We start from the raw sequence: 19130 nt of genomic DNA on the forward strand, positions 1-19130 counted from the left end.
AAGATCGCGTGGGCGTGGGCGTGGGCGTGGGCGTGGGCGTGGGCGTGGGCGTGGGCGTGGGCGTGGGCTGTTAGTGGGTTGCGGCGTTGGCTTCGGCTTGGGCCTTTATTTGGGCGGCGCGGTCGATGTCGGCCTGCTGGACGGCTGCCACCGAACCGAAGACGCTGACCGCCTGGTAGTAGGTCCAGGCCAGGCTGTAGCAGGCCGGTCGGACGACAGTGTTGTACGTGGTGCAGACGCGCTTCAGGTCCGCGTAGAAGGCGCTGTCCAGTCGGGACTTGTTGGCGGGGAACTGACCGACCGCCTTGTAGTTGCGGTAGCCGAAGTCGTGCCGGTAGCAGCCGAGGCTGAAGGTGAACCCGAGCGGGTTGTCCGGGCTCGACGAGCAGTAGTCGGTGGACCAGGTGAAGTTGTACTCGGCCCAGGGGGCCCGGTTGACCCGGGCGCTGTTCCAGGAGTTGTAGCTGGAGGCGCTGGTCTGCGTCCAACTGGACAGCACGGACAGCTTCTGTGCCGGGGTGACGGCGGCGGCGGGGGAGGCGATGGCGAGGGTGGCGAGCAGCGCGAGCGCGCCCGAGGCGAACAGGGTGGCGAGACGTCGGGGCACGGGTTACCTCCGCGGGGTGAGCGGGTGGGCCGGAAGTTACCGGCGGGTCACCGGATGTCGATAAGTTTCGATCAAGGGATCGATCAGCGGGAATGCGTCTCGCAAACTATTGGTGACATGCGTCGAAACAGGCGAATGCCCCGGTTGCCAGGGGCACCCGGGGCATTCGAGCAAAGCGGGTCAGCGCCCGACTAATGCCGGCGGGCTCGCCGGGCTCTCGTTGGCGGACCGGTCGAGCGCGGTCAGTTGGTAGGTGTAGCGCTTACCGGGCTCGGCCGAGGTGTCCACCCAGGACTGCGAGCCGCCGGGCGTGGCCCGGACGGTGTCGACCAGGTGCGCGGCGTCCGCCGTGGCGCACCGGCCGGGCAGCGTGAGGCCGTCGGACCGGTAGATCGCGTACGAGGTGGCGGTGCCGAGTGGCCCGACGCCGTCCGCCGGCTGACGCCAGGTGAGCCGAACCCCGTCGCTCTCCCGGGCCGCCCTGGTGACCACTGGGAAGAGCAGCGGCTTGGCCGGCAGGTGCGGCATGGTCGGCACCAGCGCCGGGCGCGAGTAGTGCTCGGCGGCGTAGATGTCGGTGGCGCCGAGCCGGTTGGCCCGCACCTGGACGGCGGAGAAGTGCACGTTGCCCCGCACCTCCGGGTACGACCGGTTGAGCGTCAGGTGGTCGGACAGCTCGCGCGGGTTCTGCCAGTACGACCCGTACGCCGGATCGCCGCTCTTGTAGTCGGCCTGACCGAGGTAGAGCTGTACGCGGGTGCCGCGCACCGTCTCGGCCCACCACGGCACGAGCCGCGCGTAGTCCGCGGCCGGGTACTGGCCGATGTACCAGTAGAGCTGCGGCACCACGTAGTCGATCCACTCCTGCTTGATCCACTTGCGGGTGTCGGCGGAGATGATGTCGTACGACTGGCTGCCGGTGGTGTCCGAGCCGAGCGGGTCGGCGGCCTTGTTGCGCCAGATGCCGAACGGGCTGACGCCGAACTTCACCCACGGCTTCGCCGCCTTGATCCTGCCGCTCATCTCCTGGACCAGCAGGTTGATGTTGTCCCGCCGCCAGTCGGCCCGGTCGGTGAAGCCCCTGTTGTAGGCGGCGAAGGTGGCGTCGTCGGGCACCTGGTATGTGCCGCTGGGATAGGGGTAGAAGTAGTCGTCGAAGTGGACGCCGTCGATGTCGTACCGCGTGACCGCGTCCATCATCGCGGTCTGCACGAACTCGCGTACCTCGGGAATGCCGGGGTTGTAGTAGAGCCGGCTGCCGGCCACGCCGGCCGGTGGGTAGGCGAAGGTCCAGTCCGGGTGCTGCCGGGCCGGGTGGCCGGGGGCGAGCTGGGTCAGGTCGGCGCCGGCGCCGCCGGGCGCCGGCATGGAGACGCGGTACGGGTTGAACCAGGCGTGGAACTCCAGGTTGCGCTTGTGCGACTTGTCGACGAGGAAGGCCAGCGGGTCCCAGCCGGGGTCCTGGCCGCGGACGCCGGTCAGGTACTCCGACCAGGGCTCGTACGCCGAGGGCCAGAGCGCGTCGGCGGTGGGCCGGACCTGCACCACGACGGCGTTGTGGTGCAGTCGTTCGGCGAGGTCGAGCAGTTCGGAGTATTCGGCCTGCTGGGCGGCGATCCGGTCCGGGCTGGTCTGGGACGCCTTGCTGGGCCAGTCGATGTTGACGACCGACGAGATCCACATCGCCCGGAACTGACGCTTCGGCGTGGCCGGGTCGGTGACGCAGGTGGTGGTGGTGGGTGTGGCGGCATCGGTCGCGGCGCTCGCGGGGGTGGCGGTGACAGTCGTGCCGAGCAGGGCTGCGACCAGCCCGGCGAATCGGGTGGCTCTCATGCGGTGTGTCCCTTCGTTGGGGCTCCCGGATGGTTCGCGGCGCTCGGCAAGATTCGCCGCCGATGTCCGCGTTGCTGGTAGAAAATTTTCACAATTTGGCAAGCGCCGCAAGGGTTCGTGGTTGACCAATCGCGCCGCTGGGTAGCAACGGCGGTCACCGGCCGCCACGGAGGTGGTCGCACGGTGGGAGGGGTGACCGGGTGTCCGTGCTGCGCACAAAACCAATCAAGGACGTGATAGCCCAAGGTGAGGCGGACGGCAGCGACGGCAAGCTCGGGCTGAAGAGACGGCTCGGCGCCATCGACCTCACCGGCTTCGGCATCGGCATCGTGATCGGCACCGGCATCTTCACGCTCACCGGAATCGAGGCCCGGGACAGCGCCGGACCGGGCGTGGTGATCTCCTTCGCCATCGCCGGCATGGTCGCCCTGCTCGCCGCCCTCTGCTACGCCGAACTGGCCTCCAGCGTGCCCACGGCCGGTAGCGCCTACACCTACGCGTACGCCACGATGGGCGAGATCGTCGCCTGGATCATCGGCTGGGACCTGCTGCTGGAGTTCGCGCTCGGCGCGGCGGTGGTGGCCCGCGGCTGGTCCGGCTACCTCGCCGAACTGCTCGACCTGCCGACCCGGTGGTTCGGTGAGGAGGGCAGCACCGTCAACATCGGCGCGATCGCGATCGTGCTGATCCTGGGCATCGTGGGGATCATCGGCATCCGGGAATCCGCCCGGGTCACCAACCTGCTGGTGCTGGTCAAGGTGGCGATCTGCGTGTTCGTGGTGGTTGCTGGCCTGTTCTTCGTCAAGGCCACGAACCTCAGCCCGTTCATCCCGGCGGCCGAGCCCGCCGGCAGCGGTGACGACGGCATCAAGCAGCCGGTCACGCAGGCGCTCTTCGGGTTGGAGCCGTCGGTCTTCGGTTTCGTCGGGGTGCTCAGCGCCGCCGCCGTGGTCTTCTTCGCGTACACCGGCTTCGAGGCCGTGGCCAACCTGGGCGAGGAGACGCGCAAGCCGAAGCGGGACCTCACGCTGGGTCTGCTCGGCACGTTGCTGATCTCCACCGTGCTCTACATCGGCGTCTCCCTCGTGGTGGTCGGGATGGTGCCGTACACCGAGATCGACCGGGGCGCCCCCATCGCCTCGGCGTTCGAGTCGGTGGGTGCCGGCTGGGCGGCGACGCTCGTCTCCATCGCCGCCGTCGCGGGCCTGACCAGCGTCATCCTGGTCGACCTGGTGGCCATGGGCCGGATCGGCTTCGCCATCGCCCGGGACGGGCTGATCCCGCCGTCGATCGCGGCGGTGCACCCGCGCTGGGGCACCCCGTACCGGATCTCGGCGATCATGACGGTGGCGGTCGCGCTGCTGGCCGGCTTCCTGCCGCTGTCCGCGCTTGCCGACCTGGTCAGCATCGGCGCGCTCTGCGCGTTCGTGCTGGTGTCGATCGCCGTGCCGATCCTGCGCCGCAAGCGGCCGGACCTGGAGCGGCCGTTCCGGGTGCCGTTCTCCCCGGTGCTGCCGATCGTCTCGGCGCTGGCCTGCTTCTACCTGATGCTCAACCTGTCGGTGGAGACCTGGCTGCGGTTCCTGGCCTGGATGCTGCTCGGTGCGATCATCTACTTCGGCTACGGCTACCGCCGCAACCGGCTGGCCCGGCACGAACCGGCGGTCGCCCCGGATGCGTGAGATCCGCTGAAGGGCCCCCGCGGGATCGCGAGGGCCCTTCAGCGACGGCTCAGGGGCGAGGCTGCGGCGTGGCGGTCGGGCCCTTGACCACGGGCTTGCCGTCGACCCAGGTCACCTCGTCGAGCCAGACCTGCCGGCCCGGGTCGGTGCTGCCCTCCTGGCCGGGTGGCCAGGCGTGGTACAGCAGCCAGGTTCGGCCGTCCTTGACGACGATCGAGGCGTGGCCGGGGCCCGACGCGGCCTCGGTGCTCTTCAGGATCGGGTTCTCGGCGGCCTTCACACACGGGCCGGTCGGGCTCTCGCAGACCGCGTAGCCCTCGGCGTACTCGGCCCGGTCGTAGGCGTTGGCCGCGAAGAAGAGCAGCAGCCGACCGTCCTGGCGGTGGAAGAACGGCCCCTCGATCAGGGTGCCCTCCCACGGCTCGGTCTGCTTGAGCAGCTTCGTCGGCTCGCCGACGAGGGTCAGGCCGTCGTCCGCGAGGCGCTGCGACCAGAGCCAGGTGTCCACCCCGATGGCATTGCCGTCGTTCTTCCACAGCAGCCAGAGACTGCCGTCGGTGTCCCGGAACGGGCTGGCGTCGATAGCGCCGCCCAGGTCGGCCTGGCAGATCAGTGGGCCGTCCGCGTCGTCGGAGTACGGCCCCTGCGGCGCGCGTGCCACCGCCCGCCCGACACACTGCCGGCCCGACTCCCGGCCGGCGACCGTGTAGTAGAGCGCGAACACCTCCGGCGCCAACTGGATGACCTCCGGCGCCCAGGTCTTACCCGGGTCGGCCCACTCCGGCAGCGTCGGCAGGGCGTCCCCGGCCTCGGCCCAGTCGACCAGGTCCGTCGAGGTCAGCACCGGGACGTTGCGGCCGCCGGAGTTGGTGTGGAACAGGTACCAGGTGTCGCCCACCTGGATCGCCTGCGGATCCGGAGCGTCGGTCTTCACGACCGGGTTGGTGAACATGCTGGGGTCGCTCCCGCTGCTCGGGGTGGGGGTGGGCTCGGTGTCGTCGGCGCAGCCCGGAACGAGCAGCGCGGCGGCGAGAACGATCGCCGCCGCGCCACGTCGTCGGGCGGTCGTACGCGTCATCCCTTCAGGCCGCTGCGGGAGACGCCCTGGATGATGTGCCGCTGGGCCAGCACGAAGAGGATCAGCACGGGCACGCTGGCCAGCACCGCGCCCGCCATGATCACCGGGTAGTCGGTGACGTACGAGCCCTGGAGCAGGCCCAGACCCGGCGGCAGGGTGAGCTTCTCCGGGCTGAACAGCACGAAGATCGGCCAGAGGAAGTCGTTCCAGTTGGTGAGGAACGACAGCACGGCCAGGGTGGCCAGCGCCGGCTTGGACAGTGGCAGCACCACCTTGTAGAAGATCTGCCACTGGTTGGCGCCGTCGAGCGTGGCGGCCTCCTCCAGCTCGTTCGGCAGGGAGAGGAAGAACTGCCGCAGGAAGAAGACCCCGAACGCGCTCGCCGCGCCGGGCACGACCACCACGGCGACGGTGTCGATCCAGTTGAGCTGGTCGACGATCAGGAAGTTCGGAATGATCAACGAGGTCGGCGGGATGAACAGCGTCCCGACGATCAGGGCGAAGGTCACCCCACGCCCCCGGAACCGCAGCCGGGCCAGGGAGTACGCGGCCATCGAGGCGGTCACCAGCACCAGCAGCGAGTGCAGCGTGGCGGCCACCATGCTGTTGAGGAACCACCGCAGTACCGGGTTCGCCGAGTTGTTGAGGATCTGCTCGTAGCCGTAACCCGCGAGCGGGTTCGGCAGCCAACTCGGGGGGATCTCCTGCGCGGCCGTGTAGGTCTTCAGCGAGGTGATGACCATCCACACGAGCGGAACCAGGAAGACCAGGGTCAGCGCGACAAGGGTGGCGTAGAGCCCGACCCGGCGCAGCCCCGATCCGGAGCCGTTTGTGGTCGGCGTGGGCGTCGTCATGGCGATCCCCTCAGTCTTCCTTGTAGCGGAAGAGGCGGAAGTTGGCGATGCTCACGACCGCCAGCAGCAGGGCGAACACGATGCTCATCGCGGCGGCGCGACCGGCGTTGTTGTTCCGCAGGCCCTCCTCGACGATGAACCACACCACCGTGCGGGTCTCCGTGCCGGGCGTCCCCTGGGTGATCAGGAACGACTGGCCGAACATGTTCGCCGAGGCGAGCACCGTCGTCGTGATCACGAAGAGCAGCACCGGACGCAACCCGGGCAGGGTGACGTTGCGGAAGCGCTGCCACGCGCTGGCCCCGTCCATCCGGGCCGCCTCGTACAACTCCGGCGAGATGTCCTGCAGCCCGGCCAGGTAGATCACCGCGTTGAAACCGGAGGTCCACCACACGGTCACCCCGACCAGCGAGATCCACGCCCACGGCATGTTCGTCACCCAGGGCGTGTCCGACGGCAACCCGACCACGCCCAGGAGCCGGTTGACCAGGCCCAGGTTGGCGTCGAGCAGAAACCGCCAGAGCAGGCCGATCACCGCGACACCCAGCACGTACGGCGCGAAGTAGACCGCCCGGAAGAACGTCCGGCCCGGGAAGGAGCGGTTGAGCAGCAGGGCCAACCCCAGCGGTACGACCACCAGCAGCGGCACCGACAGCACCGTGAAGATCGCGGTGGCGCGGATGCTCTGCCACCAGTCGCCGTACACCGCGGAGTCGCTGGAGAAGAGCTGCTTGTAGTTGTCCAACCCGACGAACGGCCGGTTGGGCAGCTGGAAGTCCCACTGGTGCACGCTCAGCCAGAGCCCGAGGATGATCGGCAACAGGCCGAAGACCCCGAACAGGATCAGGTACGGGGCAAGGAACAGGTATGGCGTCGCCCGTCTGGTCCGACCCGCCGAAGCGGTCCGGCGGGCTTCGTTGGCCGCCGGGGGCGGCGCGTCACCGCGCGCCGCCCCGACCTCGATCACGTCCGCCACTGGTGATCAGCTCCCGTACTTCTTGCGGTTTTCCTCAAGCTGCTTGTTGGCCTTGGCCACACCCTCGTCGAGCGCCTGCTGGGGCGTCTTCTTGCCGAGCGCGGCCACGTTGAACGAGTCGTAGAAGGTCTTGATGACCTCGCCGAGGCCCGGAGTCGCCGGCGGGAACGCCGCGTACTCCAGCTCGGGGGCGAGCGCCGAGATCTCCGGCAGCGCCTTGAAGTCGGCGCTCTCCCGGACGTCCTTGCGGGCCGGGATCTGGCCGCCCTTGGCCCAGTCCAGCGAGTGCTGGCTCAGCCAGTTGATGAAGACCTTCGCGCCGGAGACCTTGTTGGCGTTCGCGGCCCGCTGCTTCACGATCGTGAAGTTGTGCGAGTTGGCCCAGGCCGCCGGCTTGCTGCCGAGCTGGGGGAGCGGGGCGACACCCCACTGCACCTCGGGGCTCTTCTTGAGATCGTTGATCTGCCAGATGCCGTTGAAGGTGAAGGCGTTCTTGCCGCTCTTGAACGCCAGGTACTCGGCGTCCTGACCGACGTTCGCCGGCGAGTGGCCCTGCTTGATCATGTCGACGAGCCAGGTGCACGCCTCGACCGCCGGGTCGGAGTTGAACGTGGCCTTGGCCACCTCGGCGTCGAAGAGGCTGCCACCCCACTGGTTGAGCAGGGAGTAGAACGTCATGCCGCCGGTGAACTGGAACGGGCTGATCCAGAAGCCCTGCACGCCCGACTTCTTGAACTCGGCGAGCGCCGCCGTGAAGTCGTCCTTGGTGGTCGGGGGCTTGTTCGGGTCCAGTCCGGCCTTCTGCATGGCGGCCTTGTTGTAGTAGAAGCCCAGCGGGTGCATGTCCAGCGGGATGCCGTACCGCTTGTTGTTGTAGAGCCCGCCCTGCCACACCGTGGGCGCGAAGTCCGCCTCGGAGAGTTCCAGGTTCTTGGCCACGTCGTCCAGCTCGCTGATCACGCCGCGGGCGGCGAAGGTGGCGAGCTGATCCATGTGCATGACCGCGATGTCCGGGCCGTTGCCGCTGGAGGCCGCACCGGGGAGCTTGTTGTAGTAGTCCTCCCACTGGTAGGTGGCCACCGACACGGCGATGTTCGGGTGCTCGGTGTTGAACTGGTTGACGAGCGCCTTGAAGATGTCCCCGTCGCCGCCGGTGAAGCCGTTCCACAGCTTCAGGTCCACCTTGGGGCCGGTGTACTCCTTACCGCCGTTGCCGGCGGCCGGCCCGGAGGCGTTGTCATCGCCGCCGCCGCAGCCCGCGAGGGTCAGCGAGGCCGCGGCGCCGAGTCCGAGACCGAGGCCGAGCAGGCGCCGCCGGCTCATGTCGTTCTGGATCATGCTTTATCTCTCCTTGAGGGGGGACGGTATGAATTGTGCCTGCTCAGCCCGGTACGACAGTTAGGCGCTGGCCGGGCCGAAGCGGAGCACGCTCCAGGACACGGCGGGCAGGAGCACGGAGCACCGGCCGCCGTCGGGGGTGGGGATCGGTAGGTTCCGAGGCGTCACCCGGTCGGGCTCGGCCTCGGTGTTCGTCGCCGACGGGTCAGAGCCGGCAGCGATGCACTCGAACGACAGGCCGGACATAACCGGCATGCCGCGCAGGTCGATCTCCAGCGGGAGATCGGTGGAGTCCCGGTTGACCGCGAACACGGTCAGCTCACCGGTCTCCTCGTCGTGCACGGCGACGGTGTCGAGCACCGGCACGTCCCCGTACTTCAACGTGTCGTAGCGCGGCGACACCGGCTCGGTACGCAGCACGGTGCCCCTTGCGTAGCGGGCGGTAAGCGCGAACGGGTGGAAGATGCTCTGCCGCCACGCCGGGCCCCCGTTGCGGGTGCGGATCGGCGCGATCACGTTCGCCAGTTGCGCCTGCGCGGCCACCCCGACCCGGTCGGCGTGCCGGAGCAGAGTGATCAGCAGGTCGCCGACGACCACCGCGTCGACGGCGGTGAAGTCGTCCTCGATCAGCGCCGGGGCCTCGACCCAGCCGCGCCGGTCCAGGTCGGCCTGGAGGCGGGACTCGTACCAGACGTTCCACTCGTCGAAGGAGATCTTCAGCTTGCGCTTGTGCCGCTGCCTGGCGGCCACGTGGTCGGCGGTCGCGACGACCTCGGTGATGAAGTTGTCCATGTCGACGGCCGAGGCCAGGATGCTTGCCTGGTCGCCGTCGGACGGGTCGTAGTAGGTGTGCGCCGAGATGTAGTCGACGTGTTCGTAGGTGTGCTCCAGCACCGTCGCCTCCCACGAGGCGAAGGTGGGCATCCGCCGGTTGGAGCTGCCGCAGGCGATCAGGCTGATCGACGGATCGATCATCTTCATCGCGCGGGCGGCCTCGGCGGCGACGCGACCGTACTCGTCGGCGGTCTTGTGGCCGACCTGCCACGGGCCGTCCATCTCGTTGCCGAGGCACCACAGTCGCACCCCGTACGGATCCTCGGCGCCGTGCTTGCGCCGCAGGTCGGAGAGCTCCGTGCCGCCCGGGTGGTTGGCGTACTCCAGCAGGTCCAGGGCCTCCTGCACCCCGCGGGTGCCGAGGTTGACCGCCATCATCGGCTCGACCCCGGCTTCGGCGGCCCAGGTCATGAACTCGTCCAGCCCGAACGCGTTGGTCTCGATCGTCTTCCAGGCCAGGTCGAGTCGGCGCGGCCGGTTGCCGACCGGGCCGACCCCGTCCTCCCAGCGGTAGCCGGAGACGAAGTTGCCGCCCGGGTAGCGGACCACCGAGACGCCCAGTTCGCGGGTCAGGTCCAGCACGTCGCGGCGCAGACCACGGGTGTCGGCGCTGGGGTGGCCGGGCTCGTAGATGCCGCCGTAGACGCACCGCCCCATGTGCTCGACGAAGGAGCCGAAGAGGCGTCGGTCGGCCGGGCCGATGGAGAAGGCCGGGTCGACCGTCAGCTGCGCGGTCCGCAAGGGGGTGCCACCTTTCCTCGTGCTGTCGCCCGGGTGAGCGCAGTCACCGTTCACCCGGTGTCCACCGTTTCTACAACGTTGTAGGCAACGTTGTAAAGAGCAGGTGACAAGGTATGGTGCGCTGGGTTACCTCGGGGAGGTTGCGGAGTGCGACACAGGCTCAAAGACGTGGCCGAACGGGCCGGGGTGTCGGTGAAGACCGTCTCCAACGTCGTCAACGGCTACGTACACGTTCGGCCGGACACCCGTGCCCGCGTCGAGGAGGCGATCGCCGAACTCAACTACCGGCCCAACCTCTCGGCCCGCCACCTGCGCAAGGGCCGCACCGGCGTGATCGCGCTTGCCGTTCCGGAACTGGACATCCCCTACTTCGCCGAGCTGGCCCGCTACGTGGTCACCGCCGCCGCCGCGTACGGCTGGACGGTGCTCATCGACCAGACCGGCGGTCGGCGCGAACAGGAACGGGTGGTCGCCTCCGGCATCACCGACCACCTGATCGACGGGCTCATCTTCAGCCCGCTGGCGCTCACCGCCGAGGACCTGGCCAGCCTGGACGGCACCCCGATGGTGCTGCTCGGTGAGCGGGTCGAGCACGGCCCCGCGGATCGCGTGGTGATCGACAACGTGGCCGCCGCCCGGGAGATCACCGAACACCTGATCACACTCGGCCGCCGCCGGATCGCGGCCATCGGCTCCCAGCGCACCGACGAGGGCGCCAGCGCCCGGCTGCGCCTGGCCGGCTACCGCGACGCGCTGCTCGCCGCCGGGCTCGACTACGACGAAACCCTTGTCGCGCCCGCGCCGGCCTGGCATCGCGCCGACGGCGCCGCCGCCATGCGGGGCCTGCTCACCTCCGGCGTACGCCCCGACGCCGTCTTCTGCTTCAACGACACGCTCGCCCTGGGTGCCCTGCGCGCTCTGCACGAGGCCGGCCTGCGGGCGCCCGAGGACGTGGCGGTGGTCGGCTTCGACGACATCGAGGACGGCAGGTTCTCCATCCCCACGCTCAGCACTGTCGCCCCGGACAAGGAGCGGATCGCCCAACTGGCCGTCGAACTCCTGGCCAACCGCCTGGACGGCGACCGAACCGCCCCCACCAGAGAACTCTCCGCCCCCTACCGCCTAGAACTCCGCGAATCAACCCAAACCCCCTAGCTCCCCTGCTCCCTCCCCTGCCCCTCCCCCTCCCTCCCCGCCCACCCCCTTGCCGCGTTGATCATGGAGTTATTGCCATCCATGCCGGCGTGTCGCCGCTATAACCTCATGATCAACGCGGGGCCCGTGGGGTGGGACCCGGTGGGGTGGGTGGGGTGGGGTTAGTCGAAGAAGCGGGCTAGGTGGGTTTGGGGGGCTGGGTCGGTGTTTGGGGGGAGGGGGGTCAGGTCGGCGAAGATCGAGGCGCCGTCGCAGCCCGCGTGTAGCGGGTACCACCGTGGCGCGCCCGGCGGTCGGAGCTGGCAGATCCCCTTGAACGTCTGGACGTCCATCAGCCGGACGTGAGTCGGGTCGGCCACCGCGTTCACATGCCCCCACCAGGGGCTCATCACGTGCAGCACGCCGCCCGGACGCAGTACCCGGTGGCACTCGTCGACGAGCGGCAGAAAGTCGATCAGGTGCTCCAGGATGTGCACCGCGAAGAGGACATCCACCGAGTCGTCGGCGAGCGGTAGCGAGCCGGACAGGTCCGCGACCGCGTCCACCCCCGGCGCGGGGTAGATGTCCAGCCCCAGGTTGCCCGACCACTGCTTGGTCGGACCGCACCCGAGGTCCACGACCACGGGTGCGCGCCCGCCGACGCCGACGCGGCACCAGACGCCGTAGACGCCGGCCAGCCGTCCCACCAGGTCGCGTACCAGCCGCAGCTCGGCGGGCTCGGCGACGTCCCCGCTGAGGTGGGCCACCCCCCGGTCGAACCGCACCTCGACGGCCAGGCCCCGCAGCCGGTCGTCGTGCCGAGCCTGGTCCGCCCATGCCTGGGCGAGGGATTCGTCGATTGCCCGCAGCCGGTCGGCCGAGGGTGGAGTCTGTGCCAAAGCGACCATTCGGGCCACCTCCCGCCGCGCGTTACCCGCATTCGCGCCCGGTATGCCCCGATCGTCGGCTCGGCTCGTCGGGGTCCGCGCGCCGCCGACGGGCGTGTCGCAGCCACGAAGGCCAGGTCGACCCCGCGCGGCGAGGTCAGCCCGAGAGGGTGCGCCGGCCTCCGCGCATCCGCTGGCGAGGCGGCGGGTCGGCGGGCTTCGGCCGCTTGAGGTGGTAGCGGTGCAACTCGTGGTGGCCGGGCAGGGACGGGTCCTCGCTCATCGCGACCAACTCCCAGCCCTGGTCACCGGCCCGGTTCAGGTGGGCCAGCGAGGTGTCGCCGTACGGCGTCACGTCGACCATCGAGCCGTCCGGGCCGTACCAGACGAAGACGACCTCCCAGCCGAGGTCGTTCGTCGCCGCCTGGCGGCGGCGAACCAGCAGGGCGTACTCCCACTTGAGCATGGCGTCATTCTCACCCCGCGCCGCCGCGCTGGCACGGATCAATCCTCGGCGATCCGCCCGTCGTCCACCCGCAGGCGCCGGTTGGTCTCGATGGCGGCCAGCATCCGTCGGTCGTGGGTGACGAGCAGCAGCGTTCCGGGGTAGCTGGCCAGCGCCGACTCAAGCTGCTCGATGGCGGGCAGGTCCAGGTGGTTCGTGGGCTCGTCGAGCACCAGCAGGTTGACCCCACGACCCTGGAGCAGCGCCAGCGCCGCCCGGGTCCGCTCACCGGGGGACAGGGTGGCAGCCGGTCGCGGCACGTGCGCCGACCGGAGCCCGAACTTGGCCAGCAGGGTCCGCGCGTCCGCCGGCGACATGTGCGGTACGGCCGCGTGGAACGCGTCGATCAGCGGCGCGTCACCGAGGAACAGCCCTCGTGCCTGGTCGACCTCACCCACCACCACCCCGGGTCCGAGCGAGGCGGTGCCGGCGTCCAACGGCAGCCGCCCGAGCAGCGCGGCCAGCAGGGTGGACTTGCCCGAGCCGTTCGCCCCGGTCACCGCCACCCGATCCGCCCAGTCGATCTGGAGGTCGATCGGGCCGAGGGTGAAACCTCCCCGGCGTACCACCGCACCTCGCAGCGTGGCCACGACGGCGCCGGCGCGGGGCGCGGCGGCGATCTCCATCCGCAGCTCCCACTCCTTGCGGGGCTCCTCGACGACGTCGAGCCGTTCGATCAGCCGATCGGTCTGCTTGGCCTTGGCGGCCTGCTTCTCGCTCGCCTCGGCGCGGAACTTGCGGCCGATCTTGTCATTGTCGGTGGCCTTGCGCCGGGCGTTCTTCACGCCCTTCTCCATCCACCCGCGCTGGGTGCGAGCCCGCGCCTCCAGCCCAGCCTTGGTGTCGGCGTACTCCTCGAAGTCCGCGCGGGCGTGCCGGCGGGCCACCTCGCGCTCCTCCAGGTAAGCCGCGTAGCCGCCGCCGTAGTGGTTGACCTGCTGCTGCGCCAGGTCCAACTCCAGCACCCGGGTCACCGTGCGGAGGAGGAACTCGCGGTCGTGGCTGACCAGCACCGTGCCGGCCCGCAGCCCGGTGACGAACTCCTCCAGCCGCTCCAGACCGGCCAGGTCCAGGTCGTTCGTCGGCTCGTCGAGCAGGAACACGTCGTACCGGCTGAGCAGCAACGACGCCAGCCCGGCGCGGGCCGCCTGGCCGCCGGAGAGCCCGGTCGTCGGGTGGTCCAGGTCGACCGCGAGCCCCAGGTCCGCGCTCACCTGCTCGGCGCGTTCGTCCAGGTCCGCGCCGCCGAGGGCGAGCCAGCGCTCCAGCGCGTCGCCGTAGGCGTCGTCGGCGCCCACCGCCCCGGCCGTCAGCGCCTCGGTCGCCGCGTCCAACGCCGCCTGCGCGGCGGTCACCCCGGTCCGCCGGGCCAGGAAGTCCCGCACGGTCTCGCCCGGCCGCCGTTCCGGCTCCTGCGGCAGGTGCCCGACGCTCGCCGTGGGCGGGCTGAGTCGCACGCTGCCGGCCTCGACCGGCAACAATCCGGCGAGGGTACGCAGCAGCGTCGACTTGCCGGCCCCGTTCGGCCCCACCAGGCCGACCACGTCACCGGGGGCCACCACCAGGTCCAACCCGGCGAAGAGGGGGCGGTCACCGTGCCCGGCGGCCAGGTCCTTCACGATCATCGTGGCGCTCATCAGTTCGGGAGCCTATCCGGCCGCCCGCATACGACCAGCCCCCAGCGGGCAGACTCAACGGCGTGGTGACCACACTGGCGATCGACTGCGGCGGCGGAGGCATCAAGGCGTCCGTGCTCGACGAGGCGGGGACGATGCGGGCCCGACCGCTGCGGGTGCCGACCCCGTACCCGTTGCCGCCCTCGCTCTTCGTCCGGACCCTGCTGGATCTGGGCGGGCGCCTGCCAGCGGCGGACCGGCTCACGGTCGGCGTACCCGGGATGATCCGGCACGGGGTGGTGGTGACCACGCCGCACTACGTGACCCGCAGCGGCCCGCGCAGCCGGGTCGACCCGGAACTGGTCGCCGAGTGGTCCGGCTGGGACGCGCGCGGCGCGCTGGCCGACGCGTTCGGGGTGCCGGCGCTGGTGCTCAACGACGCCGAGGTGCACGGCGCCGGGGTGGTCGCCGGCACCGGCTGCGAACTGGTGTTGACCCTGGGGACGGGGCTGGGCAGCGCGCTCTACGACGGCGGGGTGCTCGCACCGCACCTGGAGCTGTCGCACGCGCCGGTGCGGTGGGGCACCACCTACGACACGTATGTGGGTGAGCCGGAACGGCGGCGGCTCGGCGACGCCTTCTGGTCGCGGCGGATCCGGCAGGTGGTCGACGGGCTTCGCCCGGTGTTCCGCTGGGACCGGCTCTACCTGGGCGGGGGCAACTCCCGGCTGATCCGGCCCGAGCAGCTGGCCCGGATGGGCGACGACGTGGTGGTGGTGCCGAACACGGCGGGGATCGTCGGTGGCGTCCGCGCCTGGGAGCTGGCCGTCAGCCGCCGCGACGCGCGAACCTGACCCTGTTGCGGATCGCGCGCGGGCAGGGCGTCCAGCGCCCAGCGCAGTTTCGACAGCGGGAACAGTCGCCAACCGCCAGGCGTTGTGCCAGCGTCGGAACAGGTGACGGTGCGACCCGAGGAGGTGGGCAGATGGATCTTCTGGCGGACTACCGGCGGGCGACCATGTTCTTCGAAACCGGTGACCCGAGCGGCGCGGCCCGACTGCTGGAGCCGATCGTCGACGCCGAACCCGGCAACGCTGCGGTCCGGCAGTTGCTGGCTCGGGCGTACTTCCAGTCGGCCCAGCTCAACCGGGCCGAGGAGCACCTGCGCGAGCTTGTTGAACGGGACCCGAGCGACCACTACGCGCACCACGTGCTCGGGCGGACGCTGGAACGGCTGAACCGGCACACCGACGCGCTGCGGCACCTGCGGATCGCCGCCGCCATGTACGCGACCAACGACGACTACCGGACCGCGCTGCAGCGGGTGGAAACCCGGGTGGGCGGCACGCGCTGAGCGTGGACGTGCGGGGGCGGTCCTTCGGGGCCGCCCCTTCGTCGTCCTGTGGTCGTGCCCGTCGTCGTCCGGCGGGCGGGCTCTTCGTCGTCCGGCGGGCGTGCCTCGTCGTCCGGCGGGTGGGCCACCTGGCATGCCTAGGATGGCGGGCATGGGACCTGACCGGGCGGGGGCCGTGGCATGAAGCTCAAGCTGGACCTGCACGAGATCTTCAACAAGGGGCAGGACATCGACCGCGCGTTGCGCGGGATCATGGACGAGGCGGTGGCGAAGAAGGCCACCCTCGTCGAGATCATCCCCGGCAAGGGGTCGGGTCAGCTCAAGAAGCGAGTGCTGCGGTTCCTCGACCAGAAGGACGTCAAGCAGCTCTACCACCGCGTGGAAAAGGACTCGAAGAACTTCGGCCGCCTCTTCGTCCACTTCCGCTGGAAGTAGCGACGGCGGAACTGAAGCCGTCAATGAGTCGCGGCAACCGTAGCTCAATTCCCTTCGCTGGGGCGCATGCGGGGGCGGGGGGACATGGCCCGTGAATACGTCGCCGACTGGCTGCTGCGTCATCCGGCCAGTGGCCCTCGGTCGGCGGGAGCCGCAGCAGCGCGGCGCTCGCAGCACACGTTCTGACCGGTCGGGGGCTGCAGCGTCGACACAACGGCCCTCAGCGTCGAGACGCGTAGCGGCCCCGCTCTCACCGCGAGCGGGGCCGCTTGCTGTTACATCGTGGGTCGGCCGGTGCCGGGGCACGTGCCCCGGCTGCCCATCGCCTGGTGGGCGGGGGCGGGCTTGCCGGGGGCTACGCCGACACGGGCTCCGGACGTGCCGCACTGGGACTGAGGTGCCATGACTGGACTCCCTGGGGGATTTGGTAGTCCGGGTGAGGGTCGGTCTCGGGTTCGCGCATCGAGCCCGAGGCCGCAAGGCCCCGCAGGTAGATCACCGAGCCGTCACGGGCGGCGATCCGGATCGCCGCGGCGACCGGCGCCTTCGTGCCTGGCTCACCGCAGAGTTCCCACGAGGCGAAGACCTCCGGGCGAGTGGCGTCCAGCAGGTGGTGCGCGAACACGAGCATTCGAGCTGCCCGGTGCTGCATCGACAGCGGCTCCGTGGGCAGCTGCACCGACGTGGCGTCACGCGGTGCGGGGAGGGCCGTGAGCAACGCCCGCGTGTCCGACGACCGGTGCAGCACCGAGATTCCGGGAGGGGACTGGCCCCCCACCTGAGCGTCCCGTCCGTACCGCTCGATCGCGGTGATGTCCGGGTGTTCGGATGCCCGCAGTAGGGCCTCCATCACGTCCAAGGCCTGGGATACCTGCACGGTGCTCCCCGATCTGATGGCGGGATCTGAGCAGCTCACGGGCCGGGTCAGTCTAGCCGCGGCAGTGGGCGGTCCTCTGCTCCTGGCCGTGGTGGCGGTCACCGAGTCCAGGACACGAACCGCTCGTGCAGCTCCGCCGCCGGGGTGTCCGGCACCTCGATGAGGGCGGCGTCCAGCAGCGACGCCAGGTACATGGACAGGCTGACCCGGTTCTCACCGTTCGGCGCGGGTCGCACTCAAGCCGTAAGAGCGGTGGGTTCGAGGGAACCTAGCGACCGAGCCTGCTGCACCTTCTGGTGCCGAACCCTTAATTCCTCCCGACGAGGTTCGACATGAGGTGGTGCCGAACCTTCGTGATGAGGCGCGGCAATGCTTACTCGCCAGTGGTCGGATACTGGGCGGGTGACGGAGGAGCAGGTTACCGAGTCGACGCGGTGGACGATTCACGGTGAGCGGGTGGTGGACGGCAGCCGGCGGGCGCGCTTGAGCATTGCCGACGTGGAACTGCCGGATGGGGTCCGTTTCGAGCAGTACGTGATCAGGGCACCCCGGTCAGCCATGGTTGCGGTGCTTGACGAGCAGGAGCGCCTGTTGCTGATGCGGCGGCACCGGTTCGTGTTCGACCGGTGGGTGTGGGAGCTGCCTGGGGGTTACGTCGACGACGGTGAACAGCCGGCAATATGTGCGGTCCGGGAGGTTGAGGAGGAGACCGGATGGCGTCCAGGTGCGGTGGAACCGATGCTGTCGTTCCAGCCGTGGGTGGCGACTGCGGACGCGGAGAATCTGCTGTTCCTTGCACGCGACGCGGTACATGTTGGTTCGCCGGTGGACGTTAACGAGGCCGAGCGGGTGGCCTGGATGCCGCTGGTGGAAGCGCGGGACCTCGTGTCCCGGGGTGAGATCGTGGGATCCGGCACAGTGATCGCGGTGTTGGAGCTGGTCGCGCGCAAAGCCCGGGGTGAGCTGTAGTCAGCGGCGTTGACCGAGGGCCACGTCGACGCGGTTGATGAAGTGTCGGACGGCTGGCCTGCGGCGGTGCACGGTGAGGTCGGTTTGCAGGTCGCGTAGGTACCGGACGGCTCGGGCCGATCGCAGCTGAGAGGTCAGCGTGAGCGCTTTGACCCCGATGGCGCTGGCGCGATCGGGCTCGCCGCGGTGGGCGTGAATGGAGGCGAGGAGGGTGAGGTTGAAGGCCTTCCCGCGTATGTAGCGTTCGTCCATGTCCAGTGAGCGGACGGTGAAGCGTTCGGCCTGCTGGTGGTGGCCGAGGGCATGGAAGCAGTGGCCGAACTTGGCTGACAGGTATGCCTCGTCGAAGTAGCCGAGCCATTGTGGGTCGCTGCTGCGGTCGGCGCGGTCGAGGGTCTGTTCTGCCTGGTGCAGTGCGGTGGTGCAGGCGCGTTCGTTGCGCGCGGCGGCGTGGGCATGAGCTTCCATGACCAGCGCCTCGGCGGTCAGCACCGCGAGGCCGGCGCGTTGTGCCGTCTGCCGGGCGGCGCGGGCGAGATCGACGCCAGCGGCATTGTGACCGAGGTAGGTGGCTTGGTGGCTCATCGCGGCGAGGATTTCGGCGCCGAGCCCAGCATCGTCGGCAGCTCGGGCGAGGTCGAGGGCGTGGGTGAGGTAGCGCTGGGCGAGGCCGTGTTCGGCCGTGTCGTATGCCTGCCAGCCGGCGAGCTGAGTCAGCTCGGCGACGGCGGCGAGTAGCTTTCGGCCGGTTGCCGGATCGTAGTGGCCCTCGGTTAACAGGGGCGTGACCTCGTGGTTGAGGTAGCGGGCGAGGGTTTCCCGGGCGTGGCCGCCTCCGTGCTGGTTGTCGAGTCGCCGGTAGGTGGAGGTCATCTCGCGGATGATGTCGAGGTCGGGCTGGCCGACTGATCGGTGACCTGTCTGTGTGACGGGTTGTGTGGTGGGGGCGGTGAACCAGCGCAGCGCGGGCAGGGCGTAGCCACCGGAGCTGAACATTGTCTGACGGAGCATGTCTCGGCGGTTTACGTCGCCTTCCCACAGCTGCGTGGCGGCGCGGACGCTCTCGCGCCAGGATTGGTCGTTTGGCACGTCACCCCGTGGGCTGCCGGAGGTGGGATGACGTGCTTGGTGGCGCGGTGCAAGGCCGAGTGACATCCGGGTCTCGTCAGGCATGTCGCAGCCGTCGGCGATCCGCTCCAGTACGTCGATGGAGGTCACCTTCCGGCCGGCGATCACCCGGCTGACGTAGCCCTGTTCTAGGCCGACCACGGCCCCGATACGCGTCTGACTCGCCCCCGTATGCCGGGCAAGCAGCCGGAACAGAGTGCCGATGTCGCGGACACGCACTGCGGTCCTGACGTCCGCGCGCGCCCAGAAGCCGTCCGGAGTCCGAAGATGGCCGAATAGCAC

The 19130-nt window shown here is 69.9% G+C and carries 19 protein-coding genes; 6 read left to right on the forward strand and 13 right to left on the reverse strand.

Annotation, left to right across the window (positions count from 1 at the left end):
- Positions 1 to 70: 70 nt before the first annotated feature.
- Both ACLQ29_RS13670 and ACLQ29_RS13675 read right to left on the reverse strand, forming a co-directional pair.
- Complete coding sequence (locus tag ACLQ29_RS13670) at positions 71 to 607, reverse strand: phospholipase (RefSeq protein ID WP_425771944.1); 537 nt, start codon at positions 605 to 607, stop codon at positions 71 to 73.
- Positions 608 to 787: 180 nt separating this feature from the next.
- Positions 788 to 2440, reverse strand: a complete 1653-nt coding sequence (locus ACLQ29_RS13675) for a glycoside hydrolase family 10 protein (RefSeq protein WP_425771945.1) — start codon at positions 2438 to 2440, stop codon at positions 788 to 790.
- Between the two features lie 233 nt (positions 2441 to 2673).
- On the opposite strand from ACLQ29_RS13675, the gene ACLQ29_RS13680 reads away from it, so the two are divergent.
- Positions 2674 to 4122, forward strand: coding sequence for an amino acid permease (locus ACLQ29_RS13680; protein ID WP_425771946.1), 1449 nt, complete (start codon positions 2674 to 2676; stop codon positions 4120 to 4122).
- A 49-nt stretch (positions 4123 to 4171) separates the two neighbouring features.
- On the opposite strand, the gene ACLQ29_RS13685 is transcribed toward ACLQ29_RS13680, so the two are convergent.
- Genes ACLQ29_RS13685 through ACLQ29_RS13705 form a run of 5 tightly spaced genes read right to left on the reverse strand, consistent with a single transcriptional unit; the run spans position 4172 to position 9943 of the window.
- Positions 4172 to 5200: a glycoside hydrolase family 43 protein gene (locus tag ACLQ29_RS13685; protein ID WP_425771947.1), complete on the reverse strand. Its 1029-nt coding sequence runs from the start codon at positions 5198 to 5200 to the stop codon at positions 4172 to 4174.
- Positions 5197 to 6054 carry a carbohydrate ABC transporter permease gene (locus tag ACLQ29_RS13690; protein ID WP_425771948.1) on the reverse strand — a complete coding sequence of 286 codons (858 nt, stop codon included), beginning with the start codon at positions 6052 to 6054 and terminating at the stop codon, positions 5197 to 5199. The genes ACLQ29_RS13685 and ACLQ29_RS13690 overlap by 4 nt, the downstream gene beginning before the upstream one ends.
- A 10-nt stretch (positions 6055 to 6064) precedes the next feature.
- Positions 6065 to 7030: a carbohydrate ABC transporter permease gene (locus ACLQ29_RS13695; protein WP_425771949.1), complete on the reverse strand. Its 966-nt coding sequence runs from the start codon at positions 7028 to 7030 to the stop codon at positions 6065 to 6067.
- Between the two features lie 6 nt (positions 7031 to 7036).
- Positions 7037 to 8368: an ABC transporter substrate-binding protein gene (locus tag ACLQ29_RS13700; RefSeq protein ID WP_425771950.1), complete on the reverse strand. Its 1332-nt coding sequence runs from the start codon at positions 8366 to 8368 to the stop codon at positions 7037 to 7039.
- Between the two features lie 60 nt (positions 8369 to 8428).
- A complete protein-coding gene (locus ACLQ29_RS13705; RefSeq protein ID WP_425771951.1) occupies positions 8429 to 9943 on the reverse strand; it encodes an alpha-N-arabinofuranosidase in 1515 nt (504 codons plus the stop codon).
- A 147-nt stretch (positions 9944 to 10090) separates the two neighbouring features.
- On the opposite strand from ACLQ29_RS13705, the gene ACLQ29_RS13710 reads away from it, so the two are divergent.
- On the forward strand, positions 10091 to 11098 hold the full coding sequence (locus tag ACLQ29_RS13710; protein WP_425771952.1) for a LacI family DNA-binding transcriptional regulator: 1008 nt from the start codon (positions 10091 to 10093) through the stop codon (positions 11096 to 11098).
- Positions 11099 to 11259: 161 nt separating this feature from the next.
- Here the strand turns inward: ACLQ29_RS13710 and ACLQ29_RS13715 are convergent, their stop codons facing one another.
- The 3 genes from ACLQ29_RS13715 to ACLQ29_RS13725 form a co-directional block, all read right to left on the reverse strand.
- Complete coding sequence (locus ACLQ29_RS13715; protein WP_425771953.1) at positions 11260 to 11985, reverse strand: methyltransferase domain-containing protein; 726 nt, start codon at positions 11983 to 11985, stop codon at positions 11260 to 11262.
- A gap of 136 nt (positions 11986 to 12121) precedes the next feature.
- The gene (locus ACLQ29_RS13720) at positions 12122 to 12430 is read right to left on the reverse strand and encodes a hypothetical protein (protein ID WP_347664392.1); all 309 of its coding nucleotides are present in this window, start codon (positions 12428 to 12430) and stop codon (positions 12122 to 12124) included.
- 38 nt (positions 12431 to 12468) lie between these two features.
- On the reverse strand, positions 12469 to 14106 hold the full coding sequence (locus ACLQ29_RS13725; protein WP_425771954.1) for an ABC-F family ATP-binding cassette domain-containing protein: 1638 nt from the start codon (positions 14104 to 14106) through the stop codon (positions 12469 to 12471).
- Between the two features lie 62 nt (positions 14107 to 14168).
- Between ACLQ29_RS13725 and ACLQ29_RS13730 the strand changes: the two genes are divergently transcribed.
- From ACLQ29_RS13730 to ACLQ29_RS13740, 3 genes are all read left to right on the forward strand, one after another.
- Positions 14169 to 14939, forward strand: a complete 771-nt coding sequence (locus ACLQ29_RS13730) for an ROK family protein (RefSeq protein ID WP_425771955.1) — start codon at positions 14169 to 14171, stop codon at positions 14937 to 14939.
- A gap of 131 nt (positions 14940 to 15070) precedes the next feature.
- Positions 15071 to 15439 (forward strand): tetratricopeptide repeat protein, encoded by a 369-nt coding sequence (locus tag ACLQ29_RS13735; RefSeq protein WP_425771956.1) that lies wholly within the window; start codon positions 15071 to 15073, stop codon positions 15437 to 15439.
- 180 nt (positions 15440 to 15619) lie between these two features.
- Positions 15620 to 15874 (forward strand): Smr/MutS family protein, encoded by a 255-nt coding sequence (locus ACLQ29_RS13740; RefSeq protein ID WP_007465523.1) that lies wholly within the window; start codon positions 15620 to 15622, stop codon positions 15872 to 15874.
- A 355-nt stretch (positions 15875 to 16229) separates the two neighbouring features.
- Here ACLQ29_RS13740 and ACLQ29_RS13745 read toward each other — a convergent pair whose 3' ends face one another.
- Positions 16230 to 16751, reverse strand: a complete 522-nt coding sequence (locus tag ACLQ29_RS13745) for a hypothetical protein (protein ID WP_425771957.1) — start codon at positions 16749 to 16751, stop codon at positions 16230 to 16232.
- Positions 16752 to 16849: 98 nt separating this feature from the next.
- Positions 16850 to 16987, reverse strand: a complete 138-nt coding sequence (locus tag ACLQ29_RS13750) for a hypothetical protein (RefSeq protein ID WP_425771958.1) — start codon at positions 16985 to 16987, stop codon at positions 16850 to 16852.
- 166 nt (positions 16988 to 17153) lie between these two features.
- Between ACLQ29_RS13750 and ACLQ29_RS13755 the strand changes: the two genes are divergently transcribed.
- Positions 17154 to 17720 carry an NUDIX hydrolase gene (locus tag ACLQ29_RS13755; protein ID WP_425771959.1) on the forward strand — a complete coding sequence of 189 codons (567 nt, stop codon included), beginning with the start codon at positions 17154 to 17156 and terminating at the stop codon, positions 17718 to 17720.
- Here the strand turns inward: ACLQ29_RS13755 and ACLQ29_RS13760 are convergent, their stop codons facing one another.
- A complete protein-coding gene (locus tag ACLQ29_RS13760) occupies positions 17721 to 19130 on the reverse strand; it encodes a helix-turn-helix domain-containing protein (protein ID WP_425771960.1) in 1410 nt (469 codons plus the stop codon).

The sequence above is a fragment of the Micromonospora sp. DT228 genome (assembly GCF_049841595.1).
In the GTDB taxonomy this organism is placed as follows: domain Bacteria; phylum Actinomycetota; class Actinomycetes; order Mycobacteriales; family Micromonosporaceae; genus Micromonospora.